This is a genomic window from Vibrio sp. 1-Bac 57, from assembly GCF_037546855.1.
Taxonomy (GTDB): Bacteria; Pseudomonadota; Gammaproteobacteria; order Enterobacterales; family Psychromonadaceae; genus Psychromonas.
The window spans coordinates 224,499-240,961 of record NZ_JALAAC010000001.1; the positions used below are offsets into that span (position 1 = coordinate 224,499).

The 16,463-nt window shown below is 38.4% G+C and carries 14 protein-coding genes; 8 read left to right on the top strand and 6 right to left on the bottom strand.

The genetic code is table 11. The features are described from left to right. Positions 1-109 precede the first annotated feature (109 nt). Positions 110-2,011: an RCC1 domain-containing protein gene (locus tag MT391_RS00870; protein ID WP_499496628.1), complete on the top strand. Its 1,902-nt coding sequence runs from the start codon at positions 110-112 to the stop codon at positions 2,009-2,011. Between the two features lie 239 nt (positions 2,012-2,250). On the opposite strand, the gene MT391_RS00875 is transcribed toward MT391_RS00870, so the two are convergent. From MT391_RS00875 to dgcN, 3 genes are all read right to left on the bottom strand, one after another. Next, a complete protein-coding gene (locus tag MT391_RS00875; RefSeq protein ID WP_499496629.1) occupies positions 2,251-3,108 on the bottom strand; it encodes a D-amino-acid transaminase in 858 nt (285 codons plus the stop codon). Positions 3,109-3,232: 124 nt separating this feature from the next. After that, positions 3,233-4,210 (bottom strand): N-acetyl-D-Glu racemase DgcA, encoded by a 978-nt coding sequence (gene dgcA / locus MT391_RS00880; RefSeq protein ID WP_499496630.1) that lies wholly within the window; start codon positions 4,208-4,210, stop codon positions 3,233-3,235. A 10-nt stretch (positions 4,211-4,220) separates the two neighbouring features. Next, on the bottom strand, positions 4,221-5,225 hold the full coding sequence (gene dgcN, locus MT391_RS00885; RefSeq protein WP_499496631.1) for an N-acetyltransferase DgcN: 1,005 nt from the start codon (positions 5,223-5,225) through the stop codon (positions 4,221-4,223). A 668-nt stretch (positions 5,226-5,893) separates the two neighbouring features. Here dgcN and MT391_RS00890 point away from each other — a divergent pair. Together MT391_RS00890 and lhpI are read left to right on the top strand one after the other, a co-directional pair. Further along, positions 5,894-6,445, top strand: a complete 552-nt coding sequence (locus MT391_RS00890; RefSeq protein WP_499496632.1) for a paraquat-inducible protein A — start codon at positions 5,894-5,896, stop codon at positions 6,443-6,445. A 60-nt stretch (positions 6,446-6,505) separates the two neighbouring features. Beyond that, positions 6,506-7,453: a bifunctional Delta(1)-pyrroline-2-carboxylate/Delta(1)-piperideine-2-carboxylate reductase gene (gene lhpI, locus MT391_RS00895; RefSeq protein WP_499496633.1), complete on the top strand. Its 948-nt coding sequence runs from the start codon at positions 6,506-6,508 to the stop codon at positions 7,451-7,453. Between the two features lie 160 nt (positions 7,454-7,613). On the opposite strand, the gene MT391_RS00900 is transcribed toward lhpI, so the two are convergent. Beyond that, the gene (locus tag MT391_RS00900) at positions 7,614-8,006 is read right to left on the bottom strand and encodes a GNAT family N-acetyltransferase (RefSeq protein WP_499496634.1); all 393 of its coding nucleotides are present in this window, start codon (positions 8,004-8,006) and stop codon (positions 7,614-7,616) included. Between the two features lie 358 nt (positions 8,007-8,364). Here MT391_RS00900 and MT391_RS00905 point away from each other — a divergent pair, with 358 nt between their 5' ends. Continuing rightward, positions 8,365-8,634 carry a type II toxin-antitoxin system TacA family antitoxin gene (locus MT391_RS00905; protein ID WP_499496635.1) on the top strand — a complete coding sequence of 90 codons (270 nt, stop codon included), beginning with the start codon at positions 8,365-8,367 and terminating at the stop codon, positions 8,632-8,634. Then, positions 8,631-9,161, top strand: coding sequence for a GNAT family N-acetyltransferase (locus tag MT391_RS00910; protein ID WP_499496636.1), 531 nt, complete (start codon positions 8,631-8,633; stop codon positions 9,159-9,161). Before MT391_RS00905 ends, MT391_RS00910 begins: the two co-directional genes overlap by 4 nt. 182 nt (positions 9,162-9,343) lie before the next feature. On the opposite strand, the gene gcvP is transcribed toward MT391_RS00910, so the two are convergent. After that, complete coding sequence (gene gcvP / locus MT391_RS00915) at positions 9,344-12,259, bottom strand: aminomethyl-transferring glycine dehydrogenase (RefSeq protein WP_499496637.1); 2,916 nt, start codon at positions 12,257-12,259, stop codon at positions 9,344-9,346. A gap of 224 nt (positions 12,260-12,483) precedes the next feature. Further along, entirely contained in the window at positions 12,484-12,861 is a 378-nt protein-coding gene (gene gcvH, locus MT391_RS00920) for a glycine cleavage system protein GcvH (RefSeq protein ID WP_299662120.1), read from the bottom strand. A 389-nt stretch (positions 12,862-13,250) separates the two neighbouring features. Here gcvH and MT391_RS00925 point away from each other — a divergent pair, with 389 nt between their 5' ends. The 3 genes from MT391_RS00925 to MT391_RS00935 all read left to right on the top strand — a co-directional run bounded on the left by MT391_RS00925 (position 13,251) and on the right by MT391_RS00935 (position 16,454). Continuing rightward, complete coding sequence (locus MT391_RS00925; RefSeq protein WP_499496638.1) at positions 13,251-13,877, top strand: helix-turn-helix domain-containing protein; 627 nt, start codon at positions 13,251-13,253, stop codon at positions 13,875-13,877. 195 nt (positions 13,878-14,072) lie between these two features. Further along, the gene (gcvT, locus tag MT391_RS00930) at positions 14,073-15,191 is read left to right on the top strand and encodes a glycine cleavage system aminomethyltransferase GcvT (protein WP_166371420.1); all 1,119 of its coding nucleotides are present in this window, start codon (positions 14,073-14,075) and stop codon (positions 15,189-15,191) included. 315 nt (positions 15,192-15,506) lie between these two features. Beyond that, complete coding sequence (locus MT391_RS00935; protein WP_499496639.1) at positions 15,507-16,454, top strand: PhzF family phenazine biosynthesis protein; 948 nt, start codon at positions 15,507-15,509, stop codon at positions 16,452-16,454. Positions 16,455-16,463: the final 9 nt, after the last annotated feature.

The window sequence follows — 16,463 nt, forward strand, 5'->3', positions numbered from 1 at the left end:
TTCATTTATTGAGCTTAAAACTAGATTTAAATTATTCAATGACTTACAATGCGATTGATTATCATTAAGTTTACTTTGAATGTAAAAATATAGGGAAGGTATTATCAGTATGGACAAAAGATTAAAGCACGTTTTTATATTGGGTACAGCGGTTGCACTAACCACGGCTTGTGACGATAACTCTATTGAAAAAGTCGAAGTGCTAGCCCCTATTTCCTTAGGGCAGTTAGAAGTGCCTGTTTCAGGTCTAAAATATGAAACTGAAACTATATCAGGAACAACCGATGAAACCGGCTCATTTGAATATCGAAATGGAGAGACGATCACCTTTAGCTTAGGGCAATATAGCCTTAATGAAGTTGAGACAAGTGCCAATATTAAACTAGCTTCACTCGTCGGTGAGCAAAGATACCAAGAAACACAAAGTGTTAAATTATTAAAAGCAATGATCGCACTTGATGAAGACAACGATGTATACAATGGATTGGCTTTAGATATCTCGGATCTCAACGAAACAAGCACAACGTTTGCAGATATTACTGACGGTGAATATTCAGATATTATCGATACGCTAGGCGATGCTAAAGTTTATGCATATCTAAAATGGATGAATTTTGATCGTAATATCATCTTATCAGCCGGTAACCATCACACACTCGGTTTATCTCCAGCAGGCAAACCTTTCAGCTTTGGTGAAAACTATGCTGGGATTGTTTATGCCGAATCTCCAAGTCGATATTGCGGTAGTGAATTACGTCTCAAGTTAGGTCGTGAATCTGATATGGATTTAGAGCCAGGTACTGAACTAAATGAAGAGGGTAAAGACACCTTAACCGACGCTGAGAATGAATGTTATATCGAAGGCAATATTACGCGCCAATACGGGCTCTATAATGCCGACTCAGGTTGGATGTCATTAAGTGATCAATCATTAGATTTTAAAAGTGTTTCAACAGACCAAGTAGATGGTGCGCTAGTAACAGCCGAGGGTAGATTGTTTGTTTTCGGCCCCAATTTTAGTGGTGAACTAGGAACAGGCAACGAAAACCCTGTCACTACTCCTGTTGAAGTAACATTACCAAATGGAGAACTAGCTGTTTATGCAACATCGGGAAGTAATAGTAGCTTTGTGGTAACACGTTCTGGCAAGCTCTATTCAGCGGGAGATAATGGCAATTTGCAACTAGGACGACTTGATGACTCTTCTGATGATCAAAGTACTTTTGGTTTAGTGCTTATACCGGAAGATGAAGTGGTAGTTGATGTAGCAATACGTGATATCCATGTTTATGCGTTGACAGATAAAGGCGATGTATACTCTTGGGGTAATAACTCTAGTGGTGGTGAACTGGGAGACGGGTCTACTAGTGTTGACCGACCTACTCCTTTAAAAATTCTTGAAGGGAAAGATATTGTTGCTATTGAAGCAGGTGCTGACTTTGGCCTTGCCGTTAATAATGTGGGTATCGTTTATGGTTGGGGCAATAATAGCTATGGTGCTTTAGCGCAAGGTACGCCGACAAGTACAGGCTTTGTCTATAAAGTCTCGGATATTGCAAATATTTTGATACCCGAAGTCATCACTAATTTATCTACAGGATCAGCAACTATGGGTGATGATCGACTGATCAGTTTTCAAGGTGGCAGTCGTAATGCACAGGCTTTAAGTTTGAACGGTGACATTTATTCTTGGGGTGATATGGGAACGGGTTATATGGCGAATGGCTACGAAACTGATGTTAGTGGTATTGAACGCCAACTTGCAATTGAACCGGTTAAAGTAGCTGCTTTAGACGAGCTCTTTATTACCTCTTTTAGTGCCAATACTTCAAGTCACTTTGCTGTCACAGATCAGAATGTTGTTTATGCTTGGGGGTCGACCAGCGATGGCAGATTATCAGCTTCGCAGGATGTATGTGCGGCAACTAACGCGACATTATATGGTGAAGAAGCTTCTCCTTCGGTTTGTTACACTCCCGTTGAAGTCACAGTGACACCAAGTGTAAATTGATTCTTATTTTGTAGTATTAGTTTGTAGTATTAGATTATGTTGTTGTTTTCTAATATTATTTTGTATCTATATTTCATAGCTACATTTCAATAAGTTCCCACGGATCTTTCTTGGATCACCGTGGGAACTTGTGTTTAGTTTTTACTGAGTTGATAAATATTTCTGCGCGCAAATCAAGTTGTTCTACAGGAAAGCGCATCAATCATAATCAATAATGAATAATTAACAAGCAACAAACATTATTCCGCAGTTGCTTTTGCTAATTCAATGTAGATTTGACGTAACTTATTGGCAACTTGGCCAGGAGCTCCTGTCCCAATTGTTCTTCCATCAATTTCAACAACAGGCCAAACAAAAGTCGTAGCCGAACTCACAAAGGCTTCACTTGCTTGGTATGTTTCTGCAACGGTGAAAAGACGTTCTTCAATAGTAATTTTCTCTTTCTTTGCAAGCTCTAATAAAGCTTTACGCGTTATGCCGTGCAAAATATCATTACTTAATGGACGAGTTACCAATACACCTTCTTGAGTAACGATATAGGCATTGTTTGAACTACCTTCGGTTATATAACCATCTTCAACAAGCCATGCGTCGTCAACTTTTGCATCGATAGCTGCTTGTTTTGCCATACACGGTGCAAGTAGACCAACGGTTTTAATATCACGACGTTTCCAGCGAATATCTTCGATGGTGATCACTTTCATACCTTTAACCGCTTTTGGCGTATCAAGTAATGAGCGCGCTTGCGTGAATAAAACTAACGTTGGCTTAATACCCGAAGGGTAACCAAAGTCGCGGTCACCTGCAGAGCCTCGGCTTACTTGCAGATAAATACCACCTTCATTGAGATTGTTTTTTTCAATTAAACTTTTTTGAATTGTCGTTATTTCTTCAGTAGTAACGGGTAATGAAATTTGTAACTCGTTACATGAACGTTGTAAACGAACCATGTGACCCTCGTTTTCAACTAACTTACCATCAAGGACTGCAGTCACTTCATAAACTGCATCGCCAAATAAAAAACCACGATCGAAAATAGAAACTTTTGCTTCACTTTCGTTAATAAATTGACCATCTAAGTAGACGATACGTTCCATAATTTATACCTCGTTAGGTAACAACAGTTTTATTATTACTCTTGTTATAAAATAGTTACTGTTGCCACAAAATAATGACTCTTTTTATAAAGCTATTAGTATTGTCATAAAAAAAAGTGGGCGTTTACCCCCACAGCTCAGCATCACAAACGTGCATTAAACTTTCGGTGAAAGTAAAAGGCGACTCCCTATCTTCAGCTAGTAGCAAAGGCCCATCTAAATCGACAACATCAACACCTTGTGCAATAACAAATGCAGGTGCCATCGCTAAAGAAGTGGCAAGCATACAACCAACCATTATCTGTAGATTTGCTTGTTGCGCTGCTTTTTTAAGTTCGAGTGCTTCAGTTAAACCACCGGTTTTATCCAGTTTTATATTAATCATGTCATAACGACCGATTATTTTTGGCAAGCTGGTTCTGTCGTGGCAAGATTCATCGGCGCATAGCGTGATGGGTCTTGGTAGATGTTCCAATGCAGCATCATTATCAGCAGGGAAAGGTTGCTCAATCATTTCAACACCGAGTTTGACCAATTCTGGAACGATTTCTAAATACAAAGCTTCATCCCAACCTTCATTGGCATCTACAACAATACGTGCCTTTGGTGAACCTTCGCGAACCGCCGTTACTCGTGCAATATCACCTTCGCCCGCCAATTTAAGTTTCAATAGTGGACGATGCGCATTGTCGATTGCAGCTTTTTTCATGCGCTCTGGTGTATCAAGAGAAAGAGTAAAAGCAGTGGTCAATGATATTGGTTGCGCAACGGGTATACGCTCCCAAATACGTTGCCCTTGTTGTTTACAGGCTAGATCCCAATAAGCACAATCTAAAGCATTACGAGCAGCACCTGCTGGTAATAAAGATTGCATCTGCTCGCGGGTTAAACCAGATTCAATCTTAGCGACCAAGGTTTCAAGTTCAGCGAGTACCGATTCAATAGACTCACCATAGCGCGCGTAGGGAACACATTCCCCACGACCGATATATTCACCTTGCTGTAATTCAACGACAACTACGTTGGCATGGGTTCGACTACCTCGTGATATCGTAAAAGTACCGCGAATAAGGAAGCTCTCGCTAACAAGTTTAACCTTCATATTAAGACCCCTAAATAGCTTTCAGTTTTTCTACAATACGTGAAACACCTTCACGGAAAGGATCAACTGCTGGTAAATCAAATTTAGCTTCAATGTCTGTTAAATACTTTTCAGCTTCAGCTTCTGATAAATTGGATGTGTTAACAGAGATACCAACAAATTTCACATTCGGGTTGGTAAGTCGAGCAAAAGACAAATTAAGATCCATACAGGTTTTTAAATCTGGTAATGGATACGTCGGTAAACCGCGCATATGTTCACGCGTAGGTTCGTGACATAAAATCAATGCATCAGCTTGTGAACCGTGGATCAAACCTGCTGTAACACCTGAGAATGAAGCATGAAATAAAGAACCTTGACCTTCAATAACATCCCAATGATCCTCCGTATTATCTGGTGCAATAGTTTCTACCGCGCCAGAAATAAAATCAGCAACTACTGCATCAATACTCACGCCAGAGCCACTAATAAGAATACCCGTTTGTCCAGTTGCTCTAAAACTTGCATTCATATTTTGTGCAAGCATCTCTTTTTCAAGTGCTAAAGCGGTATACATTTTACCCACTGAACAGTCAGTGCCAACTTGAAGAACGCGTTTACCAGTGCGTTTTAAACCACTTGCCACAGGGAATGTTTGTGTAGGAAAGCGCACATCAAACAATTCACGTCCTAAGCTGTCTGCTAATGTTTTAAGTTCAGGAATATCATTCAATTTATTGTGCAGGCCTGCTGCAAGGTCAAAACCCGCTTCAAGTGCTTGCGTTAGAATAGATATCCATTGATCAGAGATAATACCGCCACGGTTAGCAACGCCAATCACTAAGGTTTTAACGCCCGCTGTTTTTGCTTGTGCAATATCCATATCAGTTAAACCACAATCAGCAACACATGATTCCATGCGAAATTGACCAGCACAATACTCTGGATGCCATTGGCTAATACCCTGAGCAACTTTTGCTGCAAGAGGATCTTGTGCATCACCTAAAAATAATAAATAAGGTTTTTTAATTTCCATTTTTCTGATTCCTATTAGTAGTAAAACTAACCTCATTGGTTAACGTTTAGTTGCTCATTGAAATGACTAAATACGGAACTTATCATCAGTCAGTTAAATTTAATACAGCACCTTTTGTGCCAAAAATAAATATTAGTTAACTTATCCTCTATAAAAATAAATGTGAATTTTTTGTAGATAAATCAACTGAATAAATACAACAGAACAAAAAACTGTTATGCATAAATATAATTACTTCGGTAGTTTTTAATTTCGTTTTGTTCGACATTTTTAGTGTTTTATACTGAAGCGTATTTTTACTATCTGTAGCTTCAAAAAGGTAAGATGGTTTATTATTTGAATCTAAGTTATTGTTTATTAATTTGAATAATTTTTAAAAAAGTGATGGCGCGCACCATTTTGGATCTTCAATTTAATTTTAGTGCTGTTTTGGTGCGTTAGCGCAGTGTGTAATGTTTTGAGATATTGATACTTTTAAGACGACTTTACTTACGGAGTTTAGTGCTGCGTTTAGTATTTTCATCTAAAGCATCCATCTAGTTTATAAAGCATATGTGATAATGTTTACGGCAATAGCCCCGTCGTTAAAAAATATCCAGATTCTTTAGTCGAAACATAACGAGTCCAAATCATTGGAAGTAGGGGATAAGAGAAAATAGGATTTATAAATGTTACAAAATTATACTTACCGAGTTAATGCCGTTTTATCGAGTGTAACGGCATTACGCTGGCTTTTAATGGTGGCGACTTTGTTCTTTTTACTCGGTTTGTTTCTCCCGATGATCACTATTTCTAAGTTTATGGTGATAAACAACTCCATTTCCATTATCTCTGGTTTGGCCGAGCTTATTAATGAGGGACAAATATTAATTTTCATGATCGTTGGAATTTTCAGTGTGGTATTGCCCATCTTTAAAATTGGATTTTTGTTTTTGTTATTACAATCAACCATAACCACCACCAAACAATACAAAAAATTACTTTATCTGATGCACGAGTATGGAAGGTGGACGATGTTGGATGTGATGGTGGTTGCCATGCTGATTGTCACTGTAAAACTAGGTGTTATTGCCAGTATTCAAGTGCATGCTGGCCTTTATTTATTCGGCCTTGCTGTATTGTTGTTAATGTTTATCACCAGTAAAGTGTCTAAATTAGAAATAACTGAATTAAAGGTTGCTGACATTAAAAATAACTCCAATAAAAGAAAGCTTAAATAGAAACAAAGCAAGTAAAAATAATTTATTAAAAGATAACTCATACAAAGGATAAGGATAAAAATGAAAATAATTAGTGGTGAAGAAGTGCAACAAGTCTTATCTTTTGAGCGTCTTATTCCTGCTCTGAAAGATGCCTTTAGTGCCGATTTTGGAATGCCTCAACGACAAATTTATCCATTGCCCGGTGGTAGCGAAGCAAAGCACGATACTTTTGCTGTATTGCCCGCATGGACACAGGATGTACTTGGCGTTAAATCTTTTACTCACTATCCACAAAATCCAGAAAAAGGGCGCTTAACGGTTTCTGCACAGGTATTACTCTTTTCTCGAGAAACCGGATCTCCACTAGCCCTTGTAGATGGCACTAGCTTAACCTATTGGCGTACTGCTGCTATTTCCGGTTTGGCAAGTAGTATGATGGCACGTGAGAATGCTAGTTCATTATTATTGTTTGGGACTGGTGAATTAGCACCTTATATGGCATTAGCCCATGCAACGGTGCGTCCTTTAAAAAACATTTATATACAAGGGCGTAGTGAGCAGAAGGTACAAAAAACCATTGATAAAATTAAAGCTGCTCGCCCAGACTTAACGGTATTAGCTTGCGATAAATATGAAGAAGTGATCGGCCATGTTGATATCGTAAGTTGTGCGACAGGTAGCCCAACTCCATTATTTGATAGCGCTTTAATAGCGGCGGGTACGCATATTGATTTAGTGGGCAATCACCATCAAACCTGTCGTGAATGTGATACTGAAACGGTAAAAATGTCTTATGTTATTGCAGATAGTTGCCTTAATGTTTTTCATGAAGCAGGGGAAGTATTAATCCCATTATCTGAAGGTCACATAGAAAAGACACATGTCAAAGGCGAACTTGCACAGCTTTGCACTGGTGATGTTAATGGCAGATTGAATAATAACCAAATAACCTTATTTAAGTCAGTAGGCACAGCACTTGCTGATGTTGCTAGTGCTCATCATGTTTATCAATTATTACAAAAGTAAGTTTGCCTTAGCAAGTGACACCCATTGATGGAGCGATTTAAGTTCGTTCATGGAGTCACTTGCAGGGCGTTATGAGGGTTGGAGGTTACATACCTTCGACTAAATCAATTTGCAATAATTTACGCCAATGTCTGCCTCATTTTACGATCACCAACAGGAATTAAACCGTTTTTTGGTAAAAATTTATTGTGCGATCAAACTCTGGTAAAGGTGTTGTACATAACTCAATACATGACCAATTGCTATTGTTACCATAATCTTTAACTTGCTCAATTAACATTGAACCAACACCAAAATTCCTGAATTCAGGAGAAACATAAAACTCTTGGATCACACCGATTTTACCACCAGCATATAATGCATATGTTTCTGTCATAGTAACGACAGCAATTGGATTATTTTCATAGAGACCAATAATTGCTGAATAGTGGCCATCAGTAATTAATTCGCTACACCGTTGAGTGGTTTCATTGAGATCAATATCAAAATGCTGTGCTTTTGTTAACTCACATATAATAGTTGTAAGTTTTACAACTATTATATGTGAAATCATTTGATAGTGTTCTCCAGATTAGATTAGTCGCCTAACAGGTGGGTATAAAGAATACTATTTATCATTAAAATTTGATATCAAAAAAGTAAGTTAAACAAATGATTCAATGAGTTAAAATTAAACCTAAAATCATGGTCATGCGGATAGACTGAAACATTGTATCTATTCAGCGTAAATACAGAATCACACTTAACTGTGCCTAAAAATAGTTTTGATGAGAGACAAAATAGATTAATAACTTTCTTTCCCTCTTTTAATAAAATGTAATCCGTCATATGCCCGTACGGTTGCTATGAAGCTAATTTAGGTTTAAAATTTAATTGTGACGGAATTTTTCCGTACGTTATTGGAGGTTATTATGGCTACTGCACGTTTAGATATTAGATTAGATGAAGAAATAAAAGTAAAAGCTGAAAAAGCATCTGCTCTTTTAGGTTTAAAAAGTTTGACTGAGTATGTGGTTCGTTTAATGGATGAAGATGCATCAAATGTTATTGCTGAACATGAAATGATGGTTGTAGAAGATAATGTTTTTGATCAATTCGTCGAAGCTTGTGATAAAGCAAATAACCCCAATGCCGCATTATTAGCCGCTGCTGCATTTACAAAAGAAAGCCACATTGAATGAGTTGGTCTAAAACCTTTGAAGAGTTAGATAAGTCAGTTCATGATCGTAACTCATTCGATTGTGGTGAACTTGAGTTAAATGTGTTTATAAAAACACAAGCAGCTAAACACATGCAAGCAGGTATTAGTAGAACAATGGTATTGCCCTCCAACATTCCATTGTTAAATAATAAGTTTCCAATCTGCGCTTTTTATAGTGTTGCTCCAAGCTCAATTTCTAGAGAGTCATTACCCGCTAAACTCGCTAAAAAATTACCTCAGTATCCAATTCCTGTTTTTTTACTGGCTCAATTAGCTGTTCATAATGAATTCCATGGACATGGATTAGGTAAAATCAGTCTCATTAAAGCATTGAAATATTTGTGGGAAGTTAATCATCATATGCGCGCCTATGCGATTGTTGTCGATTGCTTGACTGACTCAGCTCAACACTTTTATATTAAATATGGTTTTGAAGTATTGTGTGAATATCGTGGACGTACACGTTTATTTTTACCAATGAAAACGGTTGAGCAACTATTTAATTAATAATAGATATATACAGAAATTGACATTAACGTGATAATCTATCTATTATAATTTTCTTGGCGAATAAATAAAAAAGCGAACCATTTTATATAAAAGGTTCGCTTTTTTAGTCTATTTAACGATGATTACTAAGTTTGTCTAAGACTTGAACCTAGACAAACCCCAAGTAAAACCATCAAACACTAATCTTCCATATAGCTTTCAATACTTGGGCATGAACAGATTAAGTTTCTGTCACCAAACACGTTATCTACACGGTTTACCGTTGGCCAGTATTTAGCGCCTTTGCTAAATTCAGTTGGGAAACAGGCAACTTCACGTGAGTAAACGTGAGCCCATTCTGTATCCATTAGGTCAACCTGTGTATGCGGTGCATTCACTAGAGGGTTATCCTCTAACGTGAATTCGCCTGACTCTACTTGGCTAATTTCATGACGGATTGCGATCATTGCATCACAGAATCTATCTAACTCAGTTAGGTTTTCAGATTCCGTTGGTTCAATCATTAGCGTACCAGCTACAGGGAATGACATAGTCGGCGCGTGGAAACCGTAATCCATCAAACGCTTAGCAATATCTTCACCTGAAATGCCCGATGTCGCTTCAATCGGACGAATATCGATAATACATTCGTGTGCAACGCGGCCTTCTTTACCAAGGAATAAGACGGGGTAGTGTGGGCGTAGACGCTCCATGACATAGTTGGCATTTAAGATAGCCAGCTTAGTCGCTTCTGTTAAACCTTGTTCACCCATCATCGCAATGTAAGCATACGAGATTGGTAAAATAGATGCTGAACCTAGCTCTGCTGCAGAAACTGCGTAATGTTTGTTATCTGCAGACTCTGTTACTTCGATGTGTCCTGGTAGGAAAGGGATCAAATGCGCTTTAACGCCGATTGGTCCCATACCTGGACCGCCGCCACCGTGTGGAATACAGAATGTTTTATGTAAGTTAAGGTGTGATACATCGGAGCCGATAAAGCCCGGTGTGGTTAAGCCTACTTGTGCATTCATGTTTGCCCCATCAAGGTAAACTTGACCACCAGCTTCATGCACCCATTCACAAACTTCTTGAATAGATTCTTCATAAACACCGTGTGTAGAAGGGTAAGTGATCATGATGCAAGATAAGTTATCACGATGTTTGTCGATTTTTTCTTTTAAATCGGCATGGTCGATATTACCTAACTTGTCACAGCCCACCACGACTACTTTCATTGATACCATTGCCGCAGAGGCAGGGTTTGTACCGTGCGCTGAACTTGGAATTAAACAAACGTTACGGTGTGCATCACCGTTATGTTGGTGATAACGCTGAATGGCGATCAAGCCTGCGTATTCACCTTGTGCGCCTGAGTTAGGTTGTAACGACATACCATCGTAACCAGTTATTTCGCATAACATGGTTGATAGTTTTTCTGCTAACTCTTGGTAACCAAAGCTTTGCTCTGTTGGTGCAAAAGGGTGCATTTGGCCAAACTCAGGCCAAGTCACTGGTAACATTTCAGCGGCAGCATTTAACTTCATGGTGCAGCTACCAAGCGGGATCATACCGTGAGTTAGTGAGTAATCTTTGTTTTCTAGTTTTTTCATGTAACGCATCATTTGCGTTTCACTTTGGTGTGCAGTAAATACTGGATGTGTTAAGTATTTGCTAGTACGACGACAAGATTCTGGTATCGCTGCGAATTCATCTTTTGCGATGTTGTCGCTGAACTCGCTTACTTTAAGTGCTTTACCTGTGATCGCCAATAATAGATCTTCTACGTCTTTTGCTTTTGTTGTTTCATCTAAACTGATGCCCAACTGCACTGGCATATTGTCTGGTGCTGTTTTATCGGGATTAGGGATTTTACGAAGGTTCATGCCTTCAGCAAGAGCTCGATGGTAAATAGCTTTACTGTGTTCATTAGTATTAAGCGTTAAGGTATCAAAGAAAGTTTGGTTGGCTAATTCAACGCCTTCACTCTGTAAACCGGCTGCTAAAATAGCGGTGTAATGATGTACACGGCGACCGATTTTTAGTAGGCCTTCTGGGCCATGATATAACGCATAAAATGCAGCCATGTTGGCTAATAGTGCCTGTGCAGTACAAATGTTGGAAGTGGCTTTTTCACGACGAATATGTTGCTCACGTGTTTGCATAGCCATGCGTAATGCAGGTTTGCCTTTGCTGTCTTTTGATACACCAATAACACGACCTGGCATAGTACGTTTGAATTTATCACGTGTTGCCATGAATCCTGCGTGCGGACCACCAAAACCCATTGGTACACCAAAACGTTGTGCACTACCAATAACAACATCTGCGCCCATTTCACCCGGCGCTTTTAATAGCGTTAATGCTAGTAGGTCTGATGCAACAGCGACTAAGGTCTTTTTAGAATGTGCCTGTGCAATGATGTCTGTTAGGTCAATGACATGACCAGTGGTGTTTGGATATTGTAAAATAGCGCCAAATACATCGTGGTTATCTAATTCTTGGGCCGTACCGGTAATGATATCAATGCCGATATATTCTGCACGTGTACGAATCACATCAACTGTTTGTGGGTGTAGTTCATTACACACAAAGAAGGCGTTACTTTTGCTTTTACTCGCACGCTTACACAATGTCATTGATTCTGCAGCTGCAGTTGCTTCATCTAATAACGACGCATTGGCTAAATCCATCGCCGTTAAATCCATCACCGCTTGCTGATAGTTTAATAAAGACTCTAAACGACCCTGTGAGATTTCTGGCTGATAAGGCGTATAAGCAGTGTACCAACCTGGATTTTCTAAGACGTTACGTAGAATAACGTTTGGCGTGAATGTGTTGTAATAACCTTGGCCAATAAAGCTACGGTTAACTACGTTCTTTTCAGCAATAGTTTTTAACGACGCCAACATATCAGACTCACTTTGTGGTTCAGCGAGATTTAACTTTTCTGGAAGGCGAATAGCAGCGGGTACAGTCTGGTTAATTAATTGATCTAAGTTGGTTGCACCAATGGTATCTAACATGATTTGTTGTTGTGCAGGGTTAGGGCCGTTGTGACGCGTTGCAAATTCTTGTTGGTCACTTAATAAATCGAGTAATGTATGAGCAGTCATATTCATCCTAAACAGTCGCAGTTACAGAAAAGTGTGTGTCGTATGTTTTTGTCTTAATAAGTCAGTCAGCTCAGAACGAGCTTGAAGAACTTATAAAAGAAAGGCGATTTCCTATGAAGTCGCCCCAGATATTATTGAACCTTTGTTCTAATTTCATATAAAAGCTAAGTTAAATTAACTAAGTAAATAAATTAACTAAACAAAATCATACAAAAGCAAATTGCTTATTCTTCGTTTGCTGCGTGATAATCTTCACTAGACATCAAGTTATCAAGCTCACTTGCGTCATCTAGTTTAATTTTAACTATCCAACCCGCAGAATAAGGTGATTCGTTAATTAATTCTGGGCTACCTTCTAGTTCTTCATTGATTTCAACAACTTCACCAGTAACAGGTGCATAAAGGTCAGAAGCGGCTTTAACTGATTCAACTAAAGAGAAAGCTTCTCCTGCTTCAGTTGCATCGCCTACATCAGGTAAATCAACAAATACCACATCACCTAATAATTGTTGTGCTTGGTTTGAAATCCCCATAGTAACGGTACCGTCACCGTTGTCTAATACCCATTCGTGTGACTCTGTGAACTTTAATGCACTTTCCATAGTTAAATCCTTCGCTAGTAAATGATATCGAGACTGAGTGTTACGCTCACTCAGCATAACACTCATAAAATCTATTTCTATTACCTTATTAACATTCTATTTAGCCAAAATTCGCGTTAATCACCTTTAAAGTTTCCGATAAGGGAATTGTTTCACTGTGTGTGAACACAATTAATTAACATCAAACTGTACTGAATATATAGGCTTTATAGTGCGTAGTGTTAACAAAGCAATAACAAGTGGAGATTATTATAAGGAATTATTCCCTCAAAGTTGAGCAAAAGTTTCCAAAAGGAAACATTATTTCAGGAGTGTGATGTAGATCTTTATTTTATGGTGCGCTTTTATTTTGGTTCGTTAATATAGTGTTTATTAATAGGAGAGTAGTAATGACTGATCAGCAACAACAAGATATTTATCCATCAATGACCATTACCAGCGATCAGCATGAACAGAAGATAGCACCGATTAAATTGGGTGAACGCTTAAAACAGATCCGCCGAACTTTGGGTTTAACGTTGGAAGAAGCAAGTCAAAAAACCGGCTTAGCGCGTTCGACGTTATCCAAAATTGAGAATGAACAAATATCACCGACGTTTCAAGCGATGCAAAAACTGACTAGTGGTTTACAAATTGATATTCCACAACTGTTTGCTGCGCCGAAACAAGTCAGTACAACTGGTCGACGTGATATTACGCGGAACGAGTTAGGAAAACCTCATCCTACTTCTACCTATGAACATGAGTTATTAGCAACACAATTAACCAATAAAAAAATGATGCCTTTTAAATCGCTGATCCGCGCACGTAGCTTTGATGCTTATGCCGATTGGATACGCCACGATGGAGAAGAGTTTTTATTAGTATTAAGCGGAGAAATTACTTTTTTCTCTGAATACTATGAACCGGTTAATTTAACTGAAGGTGATTCTGTTTATTACGATGCCAATATGGGACACATGTTGATCTCGGTCAGTGAAGAGGACGCAAGCATTCTATGGGTTACGGCTTCTTAATGTATTTCACAGAGAGCATACGAGTCTATGACTCTTAATTTGAAAAGCTACACCTTAAAGTGAAAGCCTTAAATTTAAAACCTTAAAAGCAGAATCACAAAAGTACAACCTTAAAAGTACGACCTTGTAATCACTATTATTTACTACCTAAACGTAAATGACGTTTAATAAATCACAGCCTTTGGAGTACAAACAATGTCAGAACAATTATTAGTTACACCTCTTCATGCTTTACATATTGAAATGGGGGCAAAAATGGTGCCTTTTGCTGGTTATGATATGCCAGTGCAATACGCATTAGGTGTAAAAAAAGAGCATTTACATTGTCGCCAAGCGGCGGGTTTATTTGATGTTTCCCATATGGGCCAATTACGTTTAAAAGGTGCTAACGCGGCCGCAGCGATAGAAACTTTGGTACCCGTTGATATTATAGATTTACCCGCGGGTAAACAGCGTTATGCTTTTTTTACCAATGAACAAGGTGGAATTAGCGACGATTTAATGGTCACTAATTTTGATGACCATTTATTTGTTGTAGTTAATGCCGCTTGTAAAACACAAGATATTGCGCATTTGAAAGCAAATTTACCTGCTGATGTTGAGTTAGAAATCATCGAAGATAGAGCCTTACTCGCACTTCAAGGACCAAAGGCAGTAGAAGTTTTAGCAGCGTTAAACCCAAGTGTTAATGACATGGTGTTTATGGATGCAGAGAAAGTACAGCTAGTTGGCGTTGAATGTTATGTGAGCCGCTCTGGTTACACAGGTGAAGATGGATTTGAAATTTCGGTACCTGCAGCACAAGCCGAACAGTTAGCGCGTGAGTTGTTATCAGATGAAGCCGTGGAATGGATCGGTTTAGGTGCTCGTGATTCATTACGTTTAGAGTGTGGTTTATGTTTGTACGGTCATGATTTAGACGAAACAACAACGCCTGTGGAAGCGAGTTTATTATGGGGAGTGAGTAAAGCGCGCCGTGCAGATGGTATTCGAGCGGGCGGATTTATTGGTAGTGATATCATTCTTGAACAAATCGCCACTAAAAATGTTTCACGTAAACGTATTGGTTTAATTGGCATTTCTAAAGCGCCTGTTCGTGAAGGTGCTCAACTATTCGATGCTGATAATAACGAAATTGGTGTAGTAACGAGTGGCACCTTTGGTCCGTCGAAAGGGATGCCTGTGGCGATGGGGTATGTAGCTATTGAATATGCAGCTATAGGCACCGAAGTCTTTGCTGAGGTTCGTGGCAAAAAATTAGCCATGAAAGTAGAAAAAATGCCGTTTATTGCACAGAGTTACTATCGAGGATAAAGCTAAGCACTTATCATTAGAGTGTTAATACCAATTCCGCTAAATAGCTGTTCAAATTCTTGATAGAGTTGGTTTAACAACTGAGTTAGTGATCATTGTTATAAGAAAATTTATTAACAATGATCACTTAACTTTCATGTTCTGATTTCAATATTGACCAAAGTAGCGTTACTTTAATTATGAATGTTACTTTAATTATGAATGATGCTTAATTTAATGATTGGGCATTTTTACCTTTCAATTCAGCATGCTTTCATTTTTGTAAAAAATACTGTCAAAAAATGTAGTTAATGGATGCGCATAAAAGGGGAATAAATGGAATTGTCTATATTTGTGGTAGATGCCTTTACGGATACTCAGTTTAGAGGTAATTCCGCTGCGGTTGTTCCTTTGCATTCTTGGATCCCAGATGAATTAATGCAAAATATTGCCTATGAAAATAACCTTTCAGAAACCGCTTTTATCAAAAAAATTACCCCTAATAAATTTGCAATACGTTGGTTTTCTCCACTCACTGAAATTGACTTCTGTGGACATGCAACCTTAGCTTCTTCATTCGTTCTCTATAACCATTATGATGTGAAAGGTGAGATTGAATTTACAACCTTAGAAGTTGGCTCATTAACCGTTAATCAATTAAATGATAATCGTATTGAAATGGATTTTCCTAATCAAAATCCACAACAAGTTAATGAGGTACCCCCTGCGTTGCTTGATGGTTTATCTATCAAACCGCTGCAAGTGTTGAAAAATAGACAAGCCTATTTTGCTATTTTTAATAGTGTACAAGATGTACTTAATGTTACTTACCAAGCACATTTATTAAAAACACTCGCACCCTATGACTTAGTGGTGACAGCAAGTGATGCGTCAAGGCTCTCTGATATTGATGTTAATAATGTTATTGAAAGTAAAAGTAAAAATGATAACGAAAACACTGCTGAACCTATTGCTCAAGCGAGTGTTCAAAGCGTAGATATTAATTTAAATACTCATGTCGCTGACACTCCTGTTAACCTTGTAACGGATTATGATTTTGTATCTCGATATTTTTGGCCTGCTAATGGAGGGGATGAAGATCCTGTAACGGGTTCTATACATGCAGGGTTAGCCCCTTACTGGGCTAAAGTATTAAATAAAAATAAGCTTCATGCATTCCAAGCATCTGCACGCGGAGGTGTATTAATCTGTGAACTAAAAAATCAACGTGTATGCGTATCTGGCCATGCTGTACTATACCTTCAAGGTAAAATATCTGTTTAATTCTGCGTT

Excerpts from the sequence above, each read along its gene's own strand:
- MT391_RS00875 (WP_499496629.1), bottom strand. The coding sequence starts at position 3,108 with ATGGAACGTATCGTCTACTTAGATGGTCAATTTATTAACGAAAGTGAA.
- MT391_RS00870 (WP_499496628.1), top strand. The coding sequence starts at position 110 with ATGGACAAAAGATTAAAGCACGTTTTTATATTGGGTACAGCGGTTGCA.
- lhpI (WP_499496633.1), top strand. The coding sequence starts at position 6,506 with ATGAAAATAATTAGTGGTGAAGAAGTGCAACAAGTCTTATCTTTTGAG.
- gcvT (WP_166371420.1), top strand. The coding sequence starts at position 14,073 with ATGTCAGAACAATTATTAGTTACACCTCTTCATGCTTTACATATTGAA.
- MT391_RS00925 (WP_499496638.1), top strand. The coding sequence starts at position 13,251 with ATGACTGATCAGCAACAACAAGATATTTATCCATCAATGACCATTACC.
- gcvP (WP_499496637.1), bottom strand. The coding sequence starts at position 12,259 with ATGACTGCTCATACATTACTCGATTTATTAAGTGACCAACAAGAATTT.
- MT391_RS00900 (WP_499496634.1), bottom strand. The coding sequence starts at position 8,006 with ATGATTTCACATATAATAGTTGTAAAACTTACAACTATTATATGTGAG.
- dgcA (WP_499496630.1), bottom strand. The coding sequence starts at position 4,210 with ATGAAGGTTAAACTTGTTAGCGAGAGCTTCCTTATTCGCGGTACTTTT.
- MT391_RS00935 (WP_499496639.1), top strand. The coding sequence starts at position 15,507 with ATGGAATTGTCTATATTTGTGGTAGATGCCTTTACGGATACTCAGTTT.
- MT391_RS00905 (WP_499496635.1), top strand. The coding sequence starts at position 8,365 with ATGGCTACTGCACGTTTAGATATTAGATTAGATGAAGAAATAAAAGTA.
- gcvH (WP_299662120.1), bottom strand. The coding sequence starts at position 12,861 with ATGGAAAGTGCATTAAAGTTCACAGAGTCACACGAATGGGTATTAGAC.
- dgcN (WP_499496631.1), bottom strand. The coding sequence starts at position 5,225 with ATGGAAATTAAAAAACCTTATTTATTATTTTTAGGTGATGCACAAGAT.
- MT391_RS00910 (WP_499496636.1), top strand. The coding sequence starts at position 8,631 with ATGAGTTGGTCTAAAACCTTTGAAGAGTTAGATAAGTCAGTTCATGAT.
- MT391_RS00890 (WP_499496632.1), top strand. The coding sequence starts at position 5,894 with ATGTTACAAAATTATACTTACCGAGTTAATGCCGTTTTATCGAGTGTA.